General features: G+C 41.4%; 14 protein-coding genes and 1 pseudogene. 4 read left to right on the forward strand and 11 right to left on the reverse strand.

All coding sequences use genetic code 11. The features are described from left to right. Window positions 1-112: 112 nt before the first annotated feature. Window positions 113-1,042 (forward strand): geranylgeranyl diphosphate synthase CrtE, encoded by a 930-nt coding sequence (gene crtE, locus AC504W_RS05750; RefSeq protein ID WP_494876736.1) that lies wholly within the window; start codon window positions 113-115, stop codon window positions 1,040-1,042. Between the two features lie 261 nt (window positions 1,043-1,303). Beyond that, window positions 1,304-1,759, forward strand: a complete 456-nt coding sequence (locus AC504W_RS05755; RefSeq protein ID WP_494876737.1) for a divergent PAP2 family protein — start codon at window positions 1,304-1,306, stop codon at window positions 1,757-1,759. Between the two features lie 80 nt (window positions 1,760-1,839). Here the strand turns inward: AC504W_RS05755 and AC504W_RS05760 are convergent, their stop codons facing one another. The 8 genes from AC504W_RS05760 to AC504W_RS05795 all read right to left on the reverse strand — a co-directional run bounded on the left by AC504W_RS05760 (window position 1,840) and on the right by AC504W_RS05795 (window position 9,065). Further along, the gene (locus AC504W_RS05760) at window positions 1,840-2,493 is read right to left on the reverse strand and encodes a hypothetical protein (protein WP_494876738.1); all 654 of its coding nucleotides are present in this window, start codon (window positions 2,491-2,493) and stop codon (window positions 1,840-1,842) included. A gap of 137 nt (window positions 2,494-2,630) precedes the next feature. After that, complete coding sequence (locus tag AC504W_RS05765) at window positions 2,631-2,960, reverse strand: MgPME-cyclase complex family protein (RefSeq protein WP_494876739.1); 330 nt, start codon at window positions 2,958-2,960, stop codon at window positions 2,631-2,633. A 64-nt stretch (window positions 2,961-3,024) separates the two neighbouring features. Then, on the reverse strand, window positions 3,025-3,744 hold the full coding sequence (locus AC504W_RS05770; RefSeq protein WP_494876740.1) for a SnoaL-like polyketide cyclase: 720 nt from the start codon (window positions 3,742-3,744) through the stop codon (window positions 3,025-3,027). Window positions 3,745-3,939: 195 nt separating this feature from the next. Beyond that, entirely contained in the window at window positions 3,940-4,662 is a 723-nt protein-coding gene (locus AC504W_RS05775; protein WP_494876741.1) for a pyridoxine 5'-phosphate synthase, read from the reverse strand. A gap of 362 nt (window positions 4,663-5,024) precedes the next feature. Beyond that, window positions 5,025-6,803, reverse strand: coding sequence for a COR domain-containing protein (locus tag AC504W_RS05780; RefSeq protein WP_494879563.1), 1,779 nt, complete (start codon window positions 6,801-6,803; stop codon window positions 5,025-5,027). Continuing rightward, on the reverse strand, window positions 6,709-8,073 hold the full coding sequence (locus AC504W_RS05785; protein WP_494879565.1) for a leucine-rich repeat domain-containing protein: 1,365 nt from the start codon (window positions 8,071-8,073) through the stop codon (window positions 6,709-6,711). The genes AC504W_RS05780 and AC504W_RS05785 overlap by 95 nt, the downstream gene beginning before the upstream one ends. Window positions 8,074-8,669: 596 nt before the next feature. Continuing rightward, complete coding sequence (locus AC504W_RS05790; protein WP_494876743.1) at window positions 8,670-8,795, reverse strand: hypothetical protein; 126 nt, start codon at window positions 8,793-8,795, stop codon at window positions 8,670-8,672. 114 nt (window positions 8,796-8,909) lie between these two features. After that, window positions 8,910-9,065, reverse strand: coding sequence for a hypothetical protein (locus AC504W_RS05795; RefSeq protein ID WP_494876744.1), 156 nt, complete (start codon window positions 9,063-9,065; stop codon window positions 8,910-8,912). A 70-nt stretch (window positions 9,066-9,135) separates the two neighbouring features. Between AC504W_RS05795 and AC504W_RS05800 the strand changes: the two genes are divergently transcribed. Next, window positions 9,136-9,783 (forward strand): Uma2 family endonuclease, encoded by a 648-nt coding sequence (locus tag AC504W_RS05800; protein ID WP_494876745.1) that lies wholly within the window; start codon window positions 9,136-9,138, stop codon window positions 9,781-9,783. A gap of 47 nt (window positions 9,784-9,830) precedes the next feature. Here AC504W_RS05800 and AC504W_RS05805 read toward each other — a convergent pair whose 3' ends face one another. From AC504W_RS05805 to AC504W_RS05815, 3 genes and pseudogenes are all read right to left on the reverse strand, one after another. Beyond that, window positions 9,831-11,555, reverse strand: a complete 1,725-nt coding sequence (locus AC504W_RS05805; protein ID WP_494876747.1) for a sensor histidine kinase — start codon at window positions 11,553-11,555, stop codon at window positions 9,831-9,833. Window positions 11,556-12,130: 575 nt separating this feature from the next. After that, a pseudogene (gene metK / locus AC504W_RS05810) lies at window positions 12,131-13,394 on the reverse strand (methionine adenosyltransferase). 289 nt (window positions 13,395-13,683) lie between these two features. Beyond that, the gene (locus tag AC504W_RS05815; protein ID WP_096583095.1) at window positions 13,684-14,688 is read right to left on the reverse strand and encodes a phosphoribulokinase; all 1,005 of its coding nucleotides are present in this window, start codon (window positions 14,686-14,688) and stop codon (window positions 13,684-13,686) included. A gap of 1,072 nt (window positions 14,689-15,760) precedes the next feature. Here AC504W_RS05815 and cpcD/petH point away from each other — a divergent pair. Next, window positions 15,761-17,083 carry a bifunctional rod-capping linker CpcD/ferredoxin--NADP reductase PetH gene (cpcD/petH, locus tag AC504W_RS05820; RefSeq protein WP_494876749.1) on the forward strand — a complete coding sequence of 441 codons (1,323 nt, stop codon included), beginning with the start codon at window positions 15,761-15,763 and terminating at the stop codon, window positions 17,081-17,083. Window positions 17,084-17,189: the final 106 nt, after the last annotated feature.

Below are 17,189 nucleotides of genomic sequence, written 5' to 3' on the forward strand. Positions count from 1 at the left end.
ATGAATTTTTTACTCCCGATTCATCCTGCATAACTTTTCAGCGCCAAAGCCCCGTAAAATTGTGACGTATAAGACAAACAGCCAAAAGCCAAAAATTGAAGGAATTATAAGAATGGTAGCAGCTGATAACCTTCAGAAGATGCCAGAAACAGCAACCTTTAACCTTGTCGCCTATCTCAAAGAGCGCCAAAAGCTTTGTGATACTGCTCTGGATACATGTATGCCAGTCATATATCCAGAAACGATTTATGAATCAATGCGCTACTCTCTCCTAGCTGGAGGAAAGCGTGTGCGTCCCATTCTCTGCCTTGCTACCTGTGAAATGATGGGCGGCACTGTCGAAATGGCTATGCCTACAGCTTGTGCTGTCGAAATGATTCACACAATGTCATTAATTCACGATGACCTGCCAGCAATGGACAATGATGATTATCGTCGTGGTAGATTGACGAATCACAAAGTCTATGGTGACGATATTGCCATTTTGGCTGGAGATGGGTTACTAGCCTTTGCTTTTGAACTAGTTGCCACTCAAACACCAGAGAATGTTCCCAGAGACAAAGTTTTACAGGTAATTGCCCGCTTAGGCAGAGCGCTAGGTGCAGCAGGTTTAGTTGGTGGGCAAGTAGTAGATTTGGAATCAGAAGGTAAATCTGATATTTCTCTCGAAACCCTCAATTTTATTCACAACCATAAAACTGCTGCCCTACTGGAAGCTTGTGTGGTTTGTGGCGGTATCTTGGCAGGCGCATCGCCAGAAGATGTACAACGACTAACTCGCTACTCACAAAACATTGGTCTGGCATTCCAAATTATTGATGATATTTTGGATGTGACTGCGACTCAAGAACAACTAGGCAAAACAGCGGGTAAAGACCTCGTAGCAAAAAAAGTCACTTATCCTAGTCTGTGGGGAATTGAGCAATCACGCGCTAAAGCTCAACAGCTAATTGAGTCAGCTTGTGCAGAGTTAGAGCCATTCGGCAACCTGGCACAACCACTCCAAGCAATAGCGCACTTTATTGTGAATCGTAATAATTAGGACATACCAATTTGGATTGTCAATTTTGGAGCCACTGTCTTGTGGTGAATCATTACTACAGGAGGGTGCGCCACCCTCAAGTGACTATTATGCAACAGTTAGATTCATAGTCTTGACTAACAGGCTACTCCAACAACCCCAAACAATATCAAGTTTGCCAATTTGGCATCAGTTCCTTTTGAGATTTGGAAATTTGGGTTGCGTCTAATTTTTACTTACAAAATAATTACTGCTAATTTTAACTAACTGAACCAAAACACCATGCAGGACATAACCGATATTTTAGACAACCGGGTGCTGGTGGTAGCGCTGGTAGCTTGTTTTATTGCTCAAGCATTGAAACTGCTTATTGAGGTAGTCAAAAATCAAAAACTGAATGTGCGTGTTTTAGTTACGACTGGAGGTATGCCCAGCGCTCATTCGGCTCTAGTCACAGCCCTAGCAGCTGGTATTGGACAAACTATTGGTTGGGCATCGCCGGAATTTGCCTTAGCGACAGTGTTTGCCATTATCGTGATGTATGATGCAGCCGGAGTTCGCCAAGCTGCGGGTAAGCAGGCTCGAATACTCAATCAAATGATTGCTGAATTATTTGATGAAAAGCACGAGTTTAGCCAAGACCGCCTCAAGGAATTACTGGGACACACACCAGTACAAGTGATAGCTGGTTCAGCTTTGGGGATCACTATTTACTGGTTGGCAAGGGCAGCTTATTAGAAGTATGAAGTGTGAAGTGTGAAAAGCTTACAAGATAACATTCTTTCTTTTAACTTTTGCCTTTTGCCTTTTTTAATTGGCTACTGTACTTTGACGGCTGAACGTAGTAACACTACTTTGCGACTATCGACGAGGATGGCGAAAAAGCCACGCTCGTTGAGTTTTTGTAGTGTATTGTATGCCTGTTGTTGGTTGGTTGTATGAGTTGCTAACAAGTAAGGGCGCTGTCCATAAGAAGCAAAACCGACGTTACCTCCCACAACTTGTTGCACGCTATTAGCTAGTTCTGGACGGTTGTAGTAGTCTACTAGTACGGCGTAACCTTGTCCTAATGGTTGGGGATTATAGCTAACAGTTGGTACTGTTGCTGGTTGTTGAGCAACTTCGGCAGGCTTTGTCGTAATGATGGCAGATAACCCAACAATATTATTGATGTATCTTGCCCAACGATTTGCATATTCGATAGTGTTAAAACCACCTATCCGAGTCACTGTGTCGGTGAGATATTGGCAGGTAGTAGTAGAAATCTCGTTTGGTAAAGCACTCCGCAATTGCCTTTGATATTCTGCTGTGGGAGTAATGACTAGTAATAAATATTCTCCAGGATTGGGCGGTTGGCAGACAGGAATTTTCTGTTGGGCGTTCACAGAAATTGTAGTATTGATTAAACCTGCGATCGCTATTACCAATGCACTAGATATAGTCTCAAATCTCTGCACAAAATTGGGACGCATAAGCTGGATTTTTTAAAAAATTTTATTTTAGTAATTTGTCAATAGTCTATTATCAAAGGTCGATGGTCAAGCAAAATAATCTAGTATTTTGATGAACAAAAACTATTGACGATTGACTATTGACGATTGACCTTTGACTAAGAAACACTAGTAAGAGATGCCAAAGGCTCTGGAATTGTTACTGAAGGTGCATTAAATTCCCCTGTAATTACGTACTCTAATCGTAGTTTCAGCCAGGTAATAAATTGGGGATTTGTAGATATAATTGCTGCTGCGGGTTTAGGACACTGAGCTTTAACTACTTTCATTTCCGGCGCTTCTAAAAAGGCTGGTTGTTCAACTAACCAAAAATCGATTTGTTTTTCATTTTCATGATAGTGACGAGTGCGTTCTTTCAGCACTTCCTCTAGGGGTTCTTCTTGAACTAGAAAGCGCTGGCTGGCTAAAACGTAATAATATGTTTGCATTTTCATCCTTTGGTTAATAATGGGTTAAATCAGGATACAGAGTTAATTCTGTATCCTGATTTAACTAATTCTTACGAAATTTTGAGAACCAAGAACTGAAGGGACAACTACTTCCTTTAATTTCACTATTTGTTTGTTGACCACCAGCTGTCAGTTTGTCTAAAAACAGCGTGTTGTCAAAATAGTGTTCTACGGAAATAATTTTTAAATCATCGGTGACACGAGCAACGCTCATACCGACAATTTCAATTGTCTCTCCAGTGGGTACATAGTCTTTGTATGCACCTCTAAAATGTCCCCAGTGCCGCCACTTGAATGTTACGTTTGGTGGCCCTGAAAACACTTCCAGCACTTCCCAAGGGAAACCTTGGGGAAATGTTGTGTGGAAGATTTTGGCTGATGATTCAAAACTTTCTTCTGACGCTTTGTAATGTTCAGAATCAGCCATAAACAAATTGTAAGTACCTTGGTTGCCTAACTCTGCGGCTGTGTACTCTTTTCCGCCATTGGTGCTTACACGAAACTTGTCATTCACAACTGATAACCACTGCTGTGGATTAGATTTGAATGATACCTCCATCTCGAAGGTTCTTACCAAATTCTGCACGATCGCTTCTAACGATCCTTCAACATGATGACATACACTTTCTTTGGCAAGATTTTCTTTGGAGCGTGAATAATCAGGAGGTGTTTGATAACGCCACTCAACATCTGTGCTGGCGGCGATAACTTTATCCCTATCCTGTACCCAAAGCGGTAAGTTGTGAGATTCTGTTGAGGTCATAAAAGTCTGAGTTGAGATTTTAATCAACAAAGTCTGAAAGCTGAAGCTCAAAAGCTGAAAAACTCATTTCATACTTCACACTTCACACTTCATACTTTTTTCTGGATTTCGCAGTTACAACCCCCCTAATATCAGTTATCAGTTGTCAGTGACCAGTTATCAATAAAAAACCGATAACTGTTAACTGTTCACTGTTCACTGATTTCCTTGTATGGCTTGTTTCATTTCTCGGACTGCTCTTTCTATGCCAACTAAAGCTGCCCGACTGATGATAGTATGACCGATGTTGAGTTCTTCCATTCCGGGAAGCGCGGCGACAGGAGAAACATTCCAGTAAGTGAGGCCATGACCAGCATTTACTCGCAGTCCGGCTTTAATCGCTTGTTCGCACCCTGTAGCCAATATGGCTAGTTCTTTTTGGCGAGTGGTTTCATTGTTAGCTTCAGCATACTGGCCAGTGTGCAATTCAATGAATTTTGCTTGTATTTTGACAGATGCTTCGATTTGTGCGGGTACGGCATCGATAAACAAACTGACAGGAATGGCAGCGCTTTGCAGTTTATCGACAATTTCTCCTATTCTAGCAATTTGCCCAACGATATCGAGTCCGCCTTCTGTGGTGACTTCTTCGCGTTTTTCTGGGACTAAAGTGACATAATCTGGTTTAATGTCAAGAGCGATCGCTACCATTTCATCTGTCGCGGCCATTTCTAGATTAAGATGTGTTCTCACTGTTTGCCGTAACAAACGTACATCTCGGTCTTGAATATGCCGCCTGTCTTCCCGCAAATGTACCGTAATTCCATCTGCACCCCCTAATTCAGCCAGTACAGCTGCCGCCACAGGGTCTGGTTCCACTGTCCGTCGCGCTTGTCGGATGGTAGCAATATGGTCGATGTTAACTCCAAGTGTAGGCAACCCTAGTCTCCTGATTCACAGTCCTCCGAACTAGATTTTAGCGGAAATCGGGCTGGTAAAGTGAGGCAGGAGGCAGTGGTTCGGCTACACTTACCAACTGAAGGCAGAAGTATTACTACTATTTTTAGTATTCAACCCGATGTGCGACTTATTGTGGAAACCCCTCTCCAAACCTCTCACGCCAGTTGCTACAACGGGGGGAACCCCCGCAACGCACTAGCTCCCCTGCAAGGAGAGAGGCTTTGATTCTTGCTCCCCTTCCCTTGTAGGGAAGGGGTTGGGGGTTAGGTTTGAAAAAAAAGTTGCACACGGCGTTCTTCATGGTTTTTATACGGCAATACAAACAAATCTACTGCCTCTCATTACCGTTTATATTCAACTGCGTGGTGTTCGCACAGCCAAAGGTAATGTCCTTCTGGTGTTAATACTTTCTTGAGTCCACCCCAGTGTTGTTGGGGATCTTTTTCTTCTAGCAGTTGACGCAAGGAACGCAACGCCGCACCGTCGGCGCGTTCGGGATCTAAATCTTCACCTCTGGCAATTTTGTCTGCTAATTCTAAATCTGCGGCATCTTGAATTTCTGGTAATTTGTCTGCTAGTTCTTTAAATAATTCCAAATCATTCTTATAAATTGCTTCGTATTCTTTAGGGTCTACCACACCCAACCAAGGGCCAATTATGGGTGCGGCAAATCTTAAAACTTTAAATAATTTACCAATATAAGGTGCAGTTGCTCTCAGCCATTTGGCAGGTTCATCTATTTCATATAAACCGCCTGCTTGGGTGGGATGCCAACAACCTGGAGCTTGGCAATAAAGTTGTAAATCTATTTTTTGTCCGGCTATGGCTTTTTGCCAAGATTTACCACCACGGGGGCGCAGGACAAAAATATTCGGACAATGAGAATCGATTTTGGCTTGTTCGCGGCGAAATATGTTAGTGAATTCCCGTTGTGATAGTTCGCGCAGATTTTTGATTTCATCGAGAATAGCTGATTGTTTATCAACAACTTTTGTTTCTAATTCATCAATGCGTTCTAAAACTGCATTTTGTGTATGGAAATTTAAGCCATACAAAAGTTCGGCAACTGAGACATCTTCTATTGCTTCGGGACATTCAATGGTTGCTTTCTTTTTTTCCCAACGTTTGGATAATTGGTGATAGTCAAATTCGTGGGTGCAGGGTTCGCCATTATGACCAAGACAGGGAATAGTGCGTTGAATGTCTAAACCGGGAAACCTAGAGAGAGTAACTTCAATGCCATCTCGTAATAGGACGAAGAAATTCAAAGGGTTAGCACCGCGTACTGTTAGTTTAATATAGCGATCGCCTTTCACAGCTTCCACCAAGGCTAAATGTTCTTGTTCATAAGCCAATAATGCGCCGTTTCGCCAATGGGTGTTAGTTGTAAAGCGGTGTTGACGGGCAATAAACCAAGTGGGAATCCCCGCCGGAATGGTATTGAGCTTGAATTTCATCGAAATTTCATGGCAATTTCCCTTAGCTTTGATTTGCTGCCATTTGGGTTCGTAATTCGGCGGGTCGAAAGGCAAACGTTCAACAATTAAGCTGATATCCCGGTCTTCTAAAGTGCGGTAGGAAAGGTCAAAGCGTTCCATCAGCCGGAGAAAGTGGTCACGCATTGATGGGGCTAAATCTTGCCAGAGTTTATCCATTTCCTGGCGGGTGAAGATGCCAAATTTGTTAATTACTTCTCCGCTTTCCAAAACTTTGCTGATATATTCTGTCACCCACTGCGGTTTGAGGACAACTGTATCGTTGAGTTCTTCATTGTCTTGGAAATAGAGAATTTCGCCTAATTCATGCAGCCATCGCGCCAGCACTTCTTTGCTAACTTCCGCAACTCTAGACTCAGCCATAATTTTCCCCAATTGCTGCGGCGTGATGTATTTTTCTGGCTGGGAACGAATAGCGTTAGCAGCATTTAACCAAGTCGTAGGCCAGATTTCACCCATTAAGGGCAGTTTAGCAGCAGTGTCGGCGATCGCTTGACGAAGTTCTTCAATACCCAGGCTGATTTTAGAACTAATTTTGCAGTGTTCGACTATTTGAGGGTATTTGTCGCGTAACTCTTTGAGGGGAAGGTCCAGCGTCGCGTTCGTCGATGTGAGTGGCGACAAGTAAAATGGGTGATTCCGGTGCTAAGGCTTTGATAGTATCTAGCCAATAGTAGAGTTTACCTTGCTCAAATCCCAGTCGCGCATTCCAGGCAAGTAAGAATAAGGAACGGTTGGTGAGGAAGAATTGATGAGTAGCGTGATAGATTTCCTGTCCGCCAAAGTCCCAGGTGTTTAGCTGCATTGTGACATCTGGTTTTGTGGGGTGGGTTAAGGCGAGGGATTTAATTTCAATGCCGTGGGTTGTTGATTCTTGGGTGTCGAATTCTTCACCACGTAATGCTCTTAATAAAGATGTTTTGCCTACGCCGCCTTCACCGACTACTAGTAGTTTAGAAACCCATTGGCGTTGACTATCTTCTAATTTTTCTCGCAGGTAGGTCAAAATTGCTTGGGTTCCTTGCTCGATAATCTCAGGCGGCGGCGAGGTTAAGGGGTTGTTATAGAGGAATAGCGTTGTCAAGTTGGAGAGTTGACCGATTTCTGGTGGCAAACTGACCAGTTGATTGTTATCGAGGTATAGCGTTATCAAGTTGGAGAGTTGACCGATTTCTGGCGGTAGGCTGATCAGTTGATTGCGATCAAGGTATAGCCGCGTCAAGTTGGAGAATTGACAGATTTCTGGCGGTAGCGTGCTGAGTTGGTTTTCATGAAGGTATAGCCACCTTAAGTTTGAGAGTTGGCTAATTTCTGATGGCAGACTGCTCAGTTTATTTTTATGAAGATATAATTCCCTCAATTCGGAGAGTTGGCTAATTTCTGATGGCAGACTAATCAGTTGATTGTTATCAAGATCTAGCCGCATCAAACTGGAGAGTTGACAGATTTCTGGCGGCAGACTGCTCAGTTTATTTTTATAGAGGTGTAATCGCACCAAATTGGAGAGTTGGCCAATTTCTGACGGCAGACTGCTCAGTTGATTGTTATCGAGATATAGTCGTGTCAGGTTAGAGAGTTGGCCGATTTCTGGCGGTAGATTTTTCAGTTGATTGTCAGTAAGAGATAATCGAGTTAAATTAAGGAGTCGGCCGATTTCTGGCGGTAGACTGCTGAGTTGATTGCTATTTAGGTTTAGCCGTATTAAGTTAGAAAGTTGACCGATTTCTGGTGGGAGGCTACAGAGTTGATTATTAGATAGGTCTAGCTTACTTAAGCTAGAGAGTTCACAAATTTCTAGTGGCAGGCTGCTGAGTTGTTTGTTAGATAGGTCTAGCTTTGTTACCTTTTCCTTCGCAGCTTGTTCAATAATTTGCAACAGTTCTTCGTTTGTCACCTGCAAACCTCACCAACTCTGTAGCGATATTTACCAGAATAGTTTACTGCAAGTTCACTTATAAGCCTGTGTATATTAATCCTTAATTCGTAGTTCGTAATCAGGCTCACAGACTTGTTAACTTAGGACACACAAGTCGAAAATTTTTGTGTTGAAACATATCCCGCCTAGAACTAAAGTTCCAGGCTAATAGCGAAAGTCCACTCAAGTGGACTGGAATCAATTTTTCGTTGAGTCTTTCCCAGAGGATTTGCGCTATGAGATTCGGAATAAATTCCCAGGCTTGCTTATTCACAAATATCAAAGACTCGCTTACGAGTATCAAAGACTCATTCACGAGTATTAAATAACGCAATGTGCAACTTATTTTTGAAACCCCTCTCCAAACCTCTCCCCGAAGCGGAGAGAGGCTTTGAGTCTGGCTCCCCTTCCCTCGTAGGGAAGGGGTTGGGGGTTAGGTTTAAGGGAAAGTTGCACCACCTGTTAAATACTCTCGCGCGAATATCAAAGACTCATTCACGAATATTAAATACTCTCGCACGAATATCAAAGACTCGTCCGCGAGTATTAAGCACTCATTCACGAATATCAAAGACTCATTCACGAGTATCAAACACTCGTCCGCGAATATTAAAGACTCGCCCGCGAGTATTAAACACTCGTCCGCGAATATTAAAGACTCGTCCGCGAGTATTAAACACTCGTCCGCGAGTATTAAACACTCGTCCGCGAATATCAAAGACTCATTCACGAATATCAAACACTCATTCACCAGTAAAGTTAGGTGTAGGTTGGGTGAAGGAACGGAACCCAACATTATACAGACTACTATTCTCTTAGCTGCGATCGCACTCTACCTTTACCTTCATCAGCTGCAAATTACCAAAAAATTCGCCAAGCGAGCGATCGCCGTGCATCCAAAGAAAGCAGCCGCAGCGTTTTTGGATGCAAGGTGAAAGCAGATAAATATCAACCCAGAAATCACCTTTCATTATGATTTGTTTGAACTGCGATCGCATTCTCATTCCTTATAATAAGAACTAAACCCAATTTAGAGGCGATATGCTTTTAAAACTGCAACAAATTATCGTCAAACCGGGACAACAAATGTTGCTGAAAGATATTAGTTGGCAGCAGTTAGAAAATATTTTAGAAGAAATGGGAGATAAACGTGCCGCACGTATTTCTTATAGTAATGGTTGGTTAGAAATTATGGTTCCTCTACCTGAGCATGAAAAAGATAAAGAGTTAATTGGTGATTTAGTCAAAATTTTATTAGACAAACTCCAGATTGATTTTGAACCATTTGGTTCTACTACACTTAAAAATGAGCAAATGCGGCAAGCAGTAGAACCAGATACCTCTTTTTATATTCAAAATCAAGCTGCTGTGATTGGTAAAAATAGAATTGATTTAAATATAGATCCACCACCAGATTTAGCAATTGAAATTGATATTACCTCACGGACTCAATTTAATAACTATGAAATTTTAGGAGTTCCTGAACTTTGGCGATATACAAAACAAGGTTTAGAAATTTTTGTACTCCAAGATGGAAAATATATTCAATCTCAATCTAGTACTAACTTTCCTAATATACCGATTATTGAATTAGTTAATGAATATGTTCAGCAGTGTTTGACTAGCGGCAGAAGTCAAGCTATGCGTAATTTTAGAAAGTGGATGGAAAATAATTTGTCAAACAGATAATCTGTTCCCTACCTCCACGAATGAATTTCATTTTGTGCAACTACTTATCATTCCCGCACAGTTAAGGGTAGGCGTACCGTAAAAGTCGAGCCTACTCCTGGCTGACTTTTGACAAAAATCTCACCGCCCATCATCTGGCAAAAATGGCTGCTAATAGCTAAACCTAAGCCAGTACCACCATATTTCTTAGTAGTGGAGTTATCCCCTTGGGTGAAAGGTTGAAATAACTGTTGCTGTTGATGATGAGTCATTCCAATACCTGTATCCGCCACCATAAACGAAATCATACCCAAGGGAGGGTCTGAAAGCGAATTAGGTTTTTCACTTTTAACAGTTAGTGTGACTTTGCCGTTAGTCGTAAATTTAGCGGCATTACTCAATAAGTTTAAGAGTACTTGCCGCATTCTTGTTTGATCGGCATACATTGTTCCTAGCTGTTCGTCGTAGTCTATTTCTAAGATGTTGCCATTTTTCTCAATAGAAGGCTTAATAGTCAACACAAGATTATTAATCAGATTCCCAATTTCAAATGTCTCTGGATAAAGAGTCATTTTCCCCGCTTCAATTTTTGACAAGTCGAGGATGTCGTTAATTAATTCTAATAAGTGCCTACCAGCAGAATTGATTGTTTCTAAATCAGTAATAAAGTCTCCTGATAAATTTAAGTCTGTAGCGTCATCTTGCAGGAGTTGGCTAAGTCCAATGACAGCATTTAAGGGTGTACGTAATTCGTGACTGACGTTAGCTAAAAATACACTCTTGGCTTTGCTGGCGGCTTCGGCTAATTCTTTGGCTTGTTCTAGTTGTTTGGTGCGTTCCGACACGCGCTCAATCAACCGATTAAGGGATTTTGCTAACAAGCCAATTTCATCTTCGGTGGTGACAGGGGCGCGTAAATCAAAATTAGATTTGCGGGCGACTTGTTCAGCGACTTGGGTGACAGTAATTACTGGTTCGGCGATCGCACGACTGGTGCGCCAAGCTATAATAGCGGCGATCGCTACTGACACCAGCATACTCACCATCACAATTAATCTCTCAACTCCTTTCGCCTGCTCTACGTCTATTTGCCTATCCTGTTCTTGATTTTCCGCAGTTTGCAGAATATTAGTTAACTTTTCGGTAAGATTATCTAACTGCATGGCAGTTTCACCACGCATTATTTTTAATAACTGCTCTCGAACTACAGCAATTTGTTGTGGTTGTAAAGGCTGCCGTTCGATTTCTTTTAAGACATCTTCTATTTGGTCAACGTAGGATTTTAAATTAATCGTATAATCTTCTAATAAAGCCTGTAAATTAGCACTTGTAGCTGCTAATTGCATAGGCTTTCTTTCAATAAAGCTGTCAATTTTCTGCTCTAAATCTTGAGCTTTATTAACATTCTTTAAAAATTCAGTTTTTCTAGTTAGCAGTTGTGGAGAATCTTCTAATACTGCAACTAAATTAGAACTATGTAATTGCGCTCCAACTACCGCATTTTTATAGTTATTTAGTAGTTGACGTTGTTCTTGAGCCTGAGTAAATTGCCTAATTTCTCGTCCTCGATAATAGTTGGCAATCACCAAACCAGTAAGTGAGCCAAAAAAGCCAATACCTATAGCGACAAAGTAGCCATAGCCAATTTTCTGGTGTATCCGCCAAGAACTTGCCTTGAGTTTCCCACTGGAGGGAAATTCGATTGTTGGGAGTTCTTCGGTTGATGAATTTTCGGCTGGCACTTTTTTGCTTTCTGAATTACTGTCAATTGGGTTAGGCTTGTGAGTTTGCATTCCTCAAATCTCCTCGCCCTTCCGCAAAAATCGCCACATCAATTCCATTTTTAAAATTAAATTAACTGGTGATTAACACCTACACAATTTTTTGTAAGAAGCAGCGTAAATAATTCTTCTTTAAATAATTGTCATGACTTTATTGGATTTGAGGGATTTTGATATGAATGTATACAAAAACACTAGATAATTATAAAACTCTGTGTTTATATATAATCAATACTTGTCTAGAGTAAAGCTTATTCTAGAATTTTATCCTTATCGTTACTGTTTATGAAACCTGGTTAATAGCAGTTATCTTTTAACTATTAGCTACACTACTACTTTATTTTACTGTTGCCGTGGATGATACAAATACTTAGATTCCAGACAGATTAATTCATATCGCATCTTAACATCAATTAGTAAGATTCTCCAACAAGTTTTTAATTCTTCCAGTTTTGAGCAATAAAAAACCTCTGTCTATTTACTACTTAAGCAATATTCAGACAGAGGAAATTTGATATATGAAGGGAGTATTCGCTGTTTTTTCCTCCCTAACCGACTAATACGGGAATTTTAATGTTACTAGAGTACTAGGCGATCGCAGTTGAACGCAACTTGTCAACAGCTTGCTTCAACAACTCTGCCTTATCGGTTTGTTCCCAAGGCAAATCTAAGTCATTTCGTCCCAAATGGCCGTAAGCCGCGACGTCCTGATAAAAACGTCCGCCTCGTTCACTTGGTAACTTACGTAAGTTGAAAGCATGAATAATTCCGGCTGGACGTAGTTCAAAGTTTTCTTTGACTAATTCCAACAAAATTTCATCATCTACTTTGCCAGTCCCAAAGGTTTCTAGGAGAATACTGACTGGTTCTAGCTACACCGATCGCATAACTCAGTTGAACTTCACATTTTTCTGCCAAACCAGCAGCTACAATGTTTTTGGCTACATAGCGAGCTGCATAAGCCGCAGAACGGTCTACTTTTGTGGGGTCTTTGCCAGAAAAAGCACCACCACCATGACGGGAATAACCACCGTAGGTATCAACAATGATTTTCCTACCTGTTAAACCAGAGTCACCTTGCGGCCCACCGATTACGAATTTGCCTGTAGGATTGACTAAAAAGCGGGTTTCTTGATCAGGCTTGATATTAATATCGCTAAAAACAGGTTCGACCACTGCTGTCCAGAGGTCTTGCTTAATTTTAGCTTGCACTGCTGCCTCATCAGTGATTTCCCCAATGCTGGCTGTGTGCTGGGTGGAAATCAGGATAGTATCAATGCCTACAGGTTTACCATCTTCGTAGACTACGGTTACTTGGGTTTTACCGTCGGGACGCAGGTATGACAACTCACCTGTTTTACGAACTGCTGCCAGTCGGCGAGCAATCCGGTGTGCCAAACTGATAGGTAAAGGCATTAGTTCAGGGGTTTCGTTACAAGCAAAGCCAAACATGATACCTTGGTCGCCTGCGCCGATTGTATCGAATAGCTCATCACTATCCTGTTGGCGAGTTTCTTGAGCGACGTTTACACCTTGGGCAATATCTGGCGATTGTTCATCTAAAGCAACGATGATGCTGGTACTGTTAGCAGAAAAGCCGTTATCTGCATCAACATAGCCAATTTCAGCAATTTTTTTGCGAGCCAGATTCACATAATTGACGTTAGCTTTGGTGGTGATTTCACCAGTAATTAGCACTAAGCCTGTGTTAACTACTACTTCCGCTGCTACACGACTGCTGGGATCTTGTGTCAATAAGGTATCCAGGATTGTATCTGAGATTTGATCGCAGATTTTATCTGGATGACCTTCAGTGACTGACTCGGAGGTAAATAAATAACGTCGAGACAAAGAGATTTCCTCCTGTAATAATATAATCACTGACTAAATATTAACTATTTAGTTCAGCTAATTATTTCTAGAATCATACCAGTCTTGACACATTCGGTAGTAAGTGTAGTGCTATATTTTAAAAACACATAATCCAGTTGCGATATTTGTAAAGGAAGTAATAGTTAAATATTTGGGGTAGCCAACAGTCAATGGTTTTTCTTGGGACTATTCTCTATTCCCCCAAATAAAAAGGGGGTACCCCCGGAAGCACCCCCAAAAAATTTGACACAAACACTGCTGTTTAGTTTTAGACTTGAACTGCTAGTTTTGCTTCCTTTGATGTTAAACGCTCGTAGGTAGCACGCATTTTTAGACCTGTCAGTACTTGGAACAAACCAGTTCCATTATTAGAACCAGGGTACTCACGGTGTTGGAGTAACAAGTGAGTCATTTCACCTTCGTACTTGGTGGAGGTGTTGCTGAGGTGGTTTTCGATGTAGATGATTTCTTCTAGGTTGTCAAATTGACCATCTACTTCTAGAACGGAGACGTAGCGGCCATAATAAACATCGGAACCATAGTACAGTTGCATACCTGGATAGGAACAGGTAAGCTTACGTCCACAAGGAGTCCAGTTAATAGTTGAACCTTCATCAAACAGGTAAACTGGAGTAAAGCCTTCTTTTCCTTCGCGCTGCAACATCCGTACCCGCAAAACTTTACGCTCTGTGTCGTTTTTAATGAGGTTTGTGGGCAATACTTGGAGAACTACATCAGCGAATTCTCTTTGGGGTTCGATATATTTTGTAAAGTCAGGTTTGCGGGAGTTGATAGCAGCTAAGACATCTTCGTAGCGATGACCTCTTTCTGCCATATCGCGTTGAATTTTCCAGGCAATTTTCACTTCATCGCTGATGTCAAAATAAACGCTGAAATCGAGTAGCGATCGCACCCGTTCATCATATAAAGGATGTAGACCTTCAACCACAATAATGTGATTTGGTTCTACTATTTCTGGTGGATCAATCAGGCCGGTTTCGTGGTTATAAATCGGCTTATTAATAGCTTGACCTTCTTTGAGCGCTTTAATTTGCTCATACATCAAGTCAAAATTGTTTGCCCTGGGGTCAAGTGCAGTTATCCCAGTTTCCTTGCGTTGTTTGCGATCTAGGCAATGATAGTCATCTAAACAGATAACTGTCATAAACTCTTCACCAAACAAGTCGATCAAACGACGCAAAAAAGTAGATTTGCCACACCCAGAGTCTCCGGCTACTCCAATTAGTACCACGCGTTCCGGCTTATTTGTCATAAATCTCCTCTAAATACTAAATGTGTCATTCAATAATTTTTCACACAGCAGATTTTTGAAGCCAGGAGTTTACCCCATCGGTTTTTCCTGTGTTCTTGCTACTCAGCCACATAACGATTATCAGACGGGCCAACAACCAAATCAACGGCTGTTACTCGTCTGAGATTGCCTTATTTTGCAGCTAGTAAGTATTTAATCCTAGTGGTATACTTAATTTTAACAGAAGGGGTTATCCTATACAAGATTTAATATCAGCAAGAATCTTGTGGTGCTACTGTCGGATTAATGATTTAATGGCAAATTTTCTAGACACAGCACAAATTTTGTTTTTCACCCATCTTCCCCATGATATACCCATACTCCAAGTCTTATTGGGTGTAATTTTGCTTAAAAAGGCAATATTTGCGTGTTGGTGCTGATTTATTGGTAGTTCTCAACACTTTCTACATTCATTGTGAAAATCTACCTAAAGAATGAGCAGATATTTGATGTTCATTATCATGAACTGAGCAGTCATTTTTGAAAAAGACTTCTAACACCAATATCAACCTTATAGCCAACTTTCTATCACCGTTGACAGCAATTTCACGGCAAGTGAACTTGATTGTCATGGTTGATATTAGCTTGAGATTTCCATCATAGTGATAGACATGTTCATCTTACAATGTATCATGAGCTAGGAATAAATCATTAATTTAAATACCAGATAATCCTGAGTCAAAGTTGCCTTCATTCAGCATTAGTTATATGTGCTAATAGCATTTGTATCCAGTTTTTTTAAGCTTGTCAGCAGAGATTTGTCTGCCAGAGTATTCAGGAAAAAAAGATTAAATTGACGCATGGTTAACATTCTGCCAGCGACTTATCCTCTATTTTAGAGGATGAACAGGTGTGTTTATTGCAATACCTGCTTGTCTGAAGGTGAGTGTACTTAGCAAGGTATCATTTTGTGATGCCTCTTTCCCAACGCGCTAGTTTTGGTACCCAAAAATCCGATACACTAAAATCTGGCTAGTGATGGGAAATAGTTTTTTTGAAAAACGGTTAAGTAAATATCGGAGTGATAGAACGAATGTACAATCAAGGTGCTGTTGAGGGTGCTGCCAACACAGAATTAGGTAGCCGCATCTTCGTTTACGAAGTGGTGGGTCTGCGTCAGAACGGAGAGACTGATCAAACGAACTACCCAATTCGTAAAAGTGGCAGTGTGTTCATCAGAGTGCCTTACAACCGCATGAATCAAGAAATGCGACGTATCACTCGCCTAGGCGGCACAATTGTTAGCATTCAACCTGCAAGTGTTCTAGAGCAACTCAATGGTCAAACCCCAGTTGTGAATACTGCACCTGTGGAGACCGCTAACAATAAGGGAAATGGTCAAGCCACACCTGTGAAAGTGAAAAGTGAAGCGAAAGGCTTTGCTAAATCACCAGCTGAAGAACAGCCAAAGAATAAGGATAACCAAGGCAACACCATGACTCAAGCGAAAGCCAAAAAAGCCCACGCTGACGTTCCTGTAAACACTTATCGTCCCAATGCTCCATTTATCGGTAAGTGTATATCTAATGATCCGTTAGTGGGAGAAGGCGGGATTGGTATTGTTCAGCATATTAAATTTGACCTTTCTGGTAGTGATTTAAAGTATATCGAAGGTCAAAGTATTGGGATTATTCCTCCTGGTTTGGACAAGAACGGCAAACCAGAAAAACTCAGACTATACTCTATTGCTTCTACTCGTCATGGTGATGATGTAGATGACAAAACAGTTTCGTTGTGCGTTCGCCAGTTGGAATATAAGCACCCAGAAAGTGGCGAAACAGTTTATGGTGTTTGCTCTACACACCTGTGTTTCCTCGAACCAGGCGCAGAAGTCAAAATCACCGGGCCAGTGGGTAAAGAAATGTTATTACCCGATGACCCTGAAGCTAACGTCATTATGATGGCAACTGGTACAGGTATTGCCCCTATGCGTGCTTATCTGTGGCGGATGTTTAAGGATGCAGAAAGAGCCGCTAACCCAGAATATCAATTTAAAGGATTCTCTTGGCTAATCTTTGGCGTGCCAACCTCTCCCAATATTCTGTATAAAGCAGAATTGGAAGAAATGCAGCAAAAGTATCCTGATAACTTCCGCTTGACTTATGCTATCAGCCGTGAACAGCAGAATCCTCAAGGCGGTAGAATGTACATTCAAGACCGCGTAGCAGAACACGCTGATGAACTGTGGCAGTTGATTAAAAACGAAAAAACCCATACATACATCTGCGGTTTACGCGGTATGGAAGATGGGATTGATGCGGCTTTAACTGCTGCTGCTGGTAAGGAAGGCGTAACCTGGAGTGATTACCAGAAGGAACTCAAGAAAGCTGGACGCTGGCACGTAGAAACTTATTAAGTTGGTCATTAGTCAATGGTCATTAGTCATTAGTCATTAGATTAAGACAACTGACAAAAGACAACTAAAACAGGATAATCTGTAGGGTGGGCGATGCTCACCCTAC

The sequence above is a fragment of the Nostoc sp. C96 genome (assembly GCF_059384975.1).